The organism is Pedobacter sp. (genome assembly GCF_035566355.1).
GTDB lineage: Bacteria > Bacteroidota > Bacteroidia > Sphingobacteriales > Sphingobacteriaceae > Pedobacter.
In genome coordinates this window covers 1-4,623 of the sequence record NZ_DATMRL010000322.1, presented here as the reverse complement: position 1 = coordinate 4,623, position 4,623 = coordinate 1, and the positions used below count along the sequence as shown (strand labels likewise).

Annotated in this window: 4 protein-coding genes; 1 reads left to right on the top strand and 3 read right to left on the bottom strand. The window is 34.9% G+C overall.

From position 1 onward, the window contains the following. Positions 1-469 (top strand): hypothetical protein (locus VNZ46_RS12480; RefSeq protein ID WP_325560460.1); only part of this gene is annotated, 469 nt, incomplete at its 5' end. Positions 470-694: 225 nt separating this feature from the next. Here VNZ46_RS12480 and VNZ46_RS12475 read toward each other — a convergent pair. The 3 genes from VNZ46_RS12475 to VNZ46_RS12465 form a co-directional block, all read right to left on the bottom strand. After that, positions 695-3,094 (bottom strand): outer membrane beta-barrel family protein, encoded by a 2,400-nt coding sequence (locus VNZ46_RS12475; RefSeq protein WP_325560459.1) that lies wholly within the window; start codon positions 3,092-3,094, stop codon positions 695-697. 65 nt (positions 3,095-3,159) lie between these two features. Beyond that, positions 3,160-3,534: a Rid family detoxifying hydrolase gene (locus VNZ46_RS12470; protein WP_325560458.1), complete on the bottom strand. Its 375-nt coding sequence runs from the start codon at positions 3,532-3,534 to the stop codon at positions 3,160-3,162. 428 nt (positions 3,535-3,962) lie between these two features. Then, complete coding sequence (locus tag VNZ46_RS12465; RefSeq protein WP_325560457.1) at positions 3,963-4,334, bottom strand: helix-turn-helix domain-containing protein; 372 nt, start codon at positions 4,332-4,334, stop codon at positions 3,963-3,965. Positions 4,335-4,623: the final 289 nt, after the last annotated feature.

Genomic DNA, 4,623 nt, shown 5'->3' with positions numbered 1-4,623 from the left:
ACACGATTCGGATAATAGGGTTGAGAAAGAAGATGCAATCGGACTAATTCTATTGTTACAAAAAAATTTATTTGAACACCCATTTCCTGATCCAGGACATTCGATTTCATCTCTCTTTGACCCAATAAAAAAGAAGATTCATAAAAAAGAAGAAATTGAGATTCTTAAAGACCAAATAAATTCTTTTCGACCACAAGACATTAGAATTTCTTTTGGCTTTTTTACAGATATGTTAACAAAAGGAGAAGAACCAGCAACTTCCAATGTCGCTGAACTATTCCCTACACTTTGGGAAAAATCAAATGAAGAACTAAAAAAGACACTTGCTGTAAAATACCACACGTATATCATCGACCCAGAATCAGACGATAGCAGCGACAAAGGTGCTAAGACAAGAGTTTTTGAAATGTTAGTAAAACTCAAAGCTGTTCATTATGTGCCGGATGGGACAAGAGCGAGAATTTATTAAATAATCACCTTCAAAGCCCTTTGTGGGATGCTGCTTGACTATTATAAAATTCTTGTTGTGACCAACAGCAAAAACGTAAGGATCTACAATCCCAATAGAGCTACTCGAATATTTTTTTACCTGTTTCGACAATGTTTGATTTCGGGGAAGCTTACAATTTTAAAGAAAAGATAGAATAATGAAAAGTATGGAGAATTATCTGCTAAATATTGATGCAGAAAGAATTCAATCATTTCCAAATTTATTCTCTAGTAATTCTTCTTTAGCTTTTGATCTAAATGAATAAGTAACTGTGAGAAGTATAGCTCTCGTATCTACTTTACCGGTGCGATGAAAATTAAAATCGGATGTCAATGTAGTAAATCCATTATTTTGAGTATTAAATATATCGGTAACGACTAAAGCTAATGCTGCTTTATTATTGAATAATTTTTTTTGAAATCCCATATCGACATTATACACAGCGATGCGCGTCCCTTGTGCTGTTGCAATGGGTGAGATGTAGTTAGCGGTCAATTGTACTTTAGATGTTTTATCGATCACATAACTATTGATCCATTTACAGTACCAACTCACGAGATCTTTTATCGCATCGGTAGACACGTTGGAGCCATCGATATGTTGTTTATATAGTGAAAGGCTTAGATTGGTATTCAGATGATTGATGGGTGATCCTGTCAATATTTGTTCGATGCCATAGGTGATACCTTTACCATAATTTTGCTGAGTAATCAGAGCCACGCCATTGGGGAATAAAGAAATAAATCGACTGATAATATCTGTAGTGTGACGATAATAAATAGATGATATATAGGTCATGCTTTTCCATTTTTTACTGTATCTTAGTTCAAATGAATGAATTAATTCAGGTTTTAAATAAGGATTGCCTCCATGAGGATTGAGTGAATCTGTAATATCAATGAATGGATTTAAAGAAGAAAATGAAGGGCGATTGATTCTACGACTATAGCTGATCTTTAATAAATCATTTTCATTGATATGATAAGCAAGATTAACCGATGGAAATAGTTCTAAATAATTTTTCTTAAAATCAACCGATTGATTTGCATTAGCCCCTTGATAAGTCGTGTATTCACCTCGTAATCCTGCAGAATAAGTTACATTAGGAAATTTTGCACCACCAATGACATCGGAGTAATTGAAATATACTGCATGAGTCTGATCAGAATAATTAAATAGATTAGATGCTTTTGCATTGGGGACATATTGTTGGCCAATAAAATCTTCGCTAAGAATATCTGAATTACTTTTTCTAAAAGTAGATTTATAACCGGTTTCTATGAGTGCATTGGATCCGATAGGCAATGTATAATCCACCTTAGCATTGGTGATATGCAAAATTTCATAGTCATGGGTTCGTTGTAGAAAAGCATTTGAGATTGGTATATCTTGTTCGTTTAATGCATTATTGGTGATATCAGTATTTTGTCTTTCATGACCAATCGATGAATTTACAGATATACTAAATTTTTCTTTTTTATTATTGAATAGATGTGTATAGGATAATGCACCTTCAGCTTCATTACCATGTTCATATTCCTCATTAAATCTATAGCTATTGTTTTTGAAGACATTATTTATTCTAAAAATTTTAGAGTACAATGCTTCGTGATTATCTGAATTGTTTATATTGCCTATTAACTCAAAAGAAAATCGGTTTTGAGCATCGGCGGTATAGTCTGCATTTAATTTTAAATTATGTGTTTCCACTAATGTATGATCATGAGCCTGCTGTACAAGATCATGATTATCTTGCAGTAAATAATTTAATCGGTCGCTTTGTACTTCCCGTTTTCTTTTAGCAAATCGATTGTCATAGGATAGACCTATATTCCATTTTCCTTGTTGATGACTGAGTAAGATCGCACTATTCATACGAGGCATACTACTAAATCCAATACCAAAAGCTAAAGATCCGTTGGTACCATTGGATTTATTTTTTTTTAATGTGATATTGATGATACCACTTTCTGCTTCGGCATCATACTTTGCTCCGGGATTCGATATAATCTCGATGCTTTCAACTAAATTGGCCGGAATACGATCAGTAGAAGTCAGGCCACTATTACGACCATTTACTAATACCAGTGGTGTCTTCCCTCTAATAGAGATGGTTCCATCTTCATCTACAACCAATGTGGGAGTATTGCGCAATAAATCTGTAGCTGTACCCCCTGCTTGGCTGATTTGACCTTTAGTATTATAAATAAATCCAGTGGTAGTCTTTTGTATAATATCTCTCTGAGAAGTTACTTCCACTGTTTTGAGTAACGCCGCATCGCTTTTAATATCAATATCTTTAAGTAAAAAATCTTCATCTTTAAGATTTATAATTTTTACGAATGGTTGATAGCCAATCAATGATGTTTTGATGATATAATTTCCGTTGGAGACATGATCTAAAGTAAACTCTCCTATTGAATCAGTAGTGCTTGCTTTTAAGATCTTTCCAGTATCCTTGGATGAATACAATAAAACATTGACAAATTCGACGGGAGAATGATCTGATATAATATTGCCATGAATTCTATACCCTAAAACATTTTGTGATTGGACATTAAATACAAAAGCAAATAAGGCAATTATTATTGACGAAAACTTCATACCAAGATTGGTCTTCAGGGCGGCCGGCCGACCTTTCAGCAAAGTAAATGTAACTACAGGCATAATCAGAAGGCGGTGATAGTCATTTCAACGTTGGCTTTTAAGGGAAGTTCTAAAACCGCGATACAGGTCCTTGACGGATAATAGTCGTTAAAGTAAGTTTTATAAATATCGTTAAGGCGTTTAAAATTCTGCATGTCTTTTAAATATACCGTAACGCTCACGATGTTGTCGAACGTCAACTTCTGTTCCGACAGTACAGCATCAAGATTTTTAAATATCTGCTTCACCTCAAGATCAAAGTCATCAGCCAGTTTACCGCCCTGGTCAATTCCCACCTGGCCTGATAAGAATAAAAAACCGTTGGCTTTTACGCCTGTGCTGAAAGGCCCTGCTGAAACAGCTAATTTAGCTGATTGTATATACTCAATTTTTTTCATTAGTTTAGTTTGTAAAGTTTTAATAGTTACAAATATAAAGTAATTGTCTTTAAATTCCCAAATTTTATTACACACTTTTTTTATCCCTTAAAAAAGTTAGGTTGCGATATGAGAATATTCTGTGAGAATTATTTATATAGCGGTGCGGCAATCATTGTGGTTTGCCGGGATTTATTGATGTAAGATTGGTTGCCCCGATGGCACAATAATCTGCATAGTTGGTTATCTGTTAGTGGAAATGAGGTACCACCTCTTTCGGCCTACGCAGTAGACTCACGCCTTTAGTCATTTCAACATTGGCTTTTAACGACAGTTCTAAAACCCCGATACAGTTCCTGGTCGGATAATAGCCGTTTTCATTTGCGTATGTGTTTTTCCGCCGGCAATTAAAAAAGCAGAAGAGCAGCGCCAACTATGTGATCTTCATTTTATAGTAGCTCGATAATTTTTTGATTCCATTCACTATCGGGATGAAGGAGGTGTTTGTTTTCTTTTAAAAACTGTAGGCCCCACTCGCGTAACAAGGCCAAACCAGGTAATAAAGTCCTACCGTAATCAGTTAATTCGTACTCCACCCTCGGAGGCGTTTCATTGTAGGCTCTGCGACTAATCAGCTTATCCTCTTCCATTTCATTAAGTTGTTCTGTAAGTACCCTTGTCGAGATGTCTGGGACACGTGACAGAACATCTTTAAAACGCAACGGTTTTGTTTGCAAATGCCAAAGAAGTAACGGTTTCCAATGACCGTCTATCACACTCAAGTAAGCCGTAACGGGACACCTAATAGGATATTTTTTCATTAGTTTATTTTATAAATTTTTAATAGTTACAAATATAAAGTAATTAGCTTTAAATTTGCCAATTTCACAAAACACTTTTTGGGTGTGTTTCTATTTCCCCTTTTTTAATTTAATCGGCTGTGGCAATTAAAAATTCGAACAATGACCATTTTAATCATAGTGAATCAAAAGGATTCTGCTAAAATTAAAGATGAAATATCGCGTCTTGATGAAAATGTTTTTGTAATCGGCACCTGCAGTAGCATAGCGGAAAGTACACATTGGCTGCAAATCAACCCACATCCCGATT

What these genes read in the sequence shown, in the direction of transcription:
- VNZ46_RS12475 (WP_325560459.1), bottom strand. Translation starts at nt 3,094, where the DNA reads ATGAAGTTTTCGTCAATAATAATTGCCTTATTTGCTTTTGTATTTAAT.
- VNZ46_RS12470 (WP_325560458.1), bottom strand. Translation starts at nt 3,534, where the DNA reads ATGAAAAAAATTGAGTATATACAATCAGCTAAATTAGCTGTTTCAGCA.
- VNZ46_RS12465 (WP_325560457.1), bottom strand. Translation starts at nt 4,334, where the DNA reads ATGAAAAAATATCCTATTAGGTGTCCCGTTACGGCTTACTTGAGTGTG.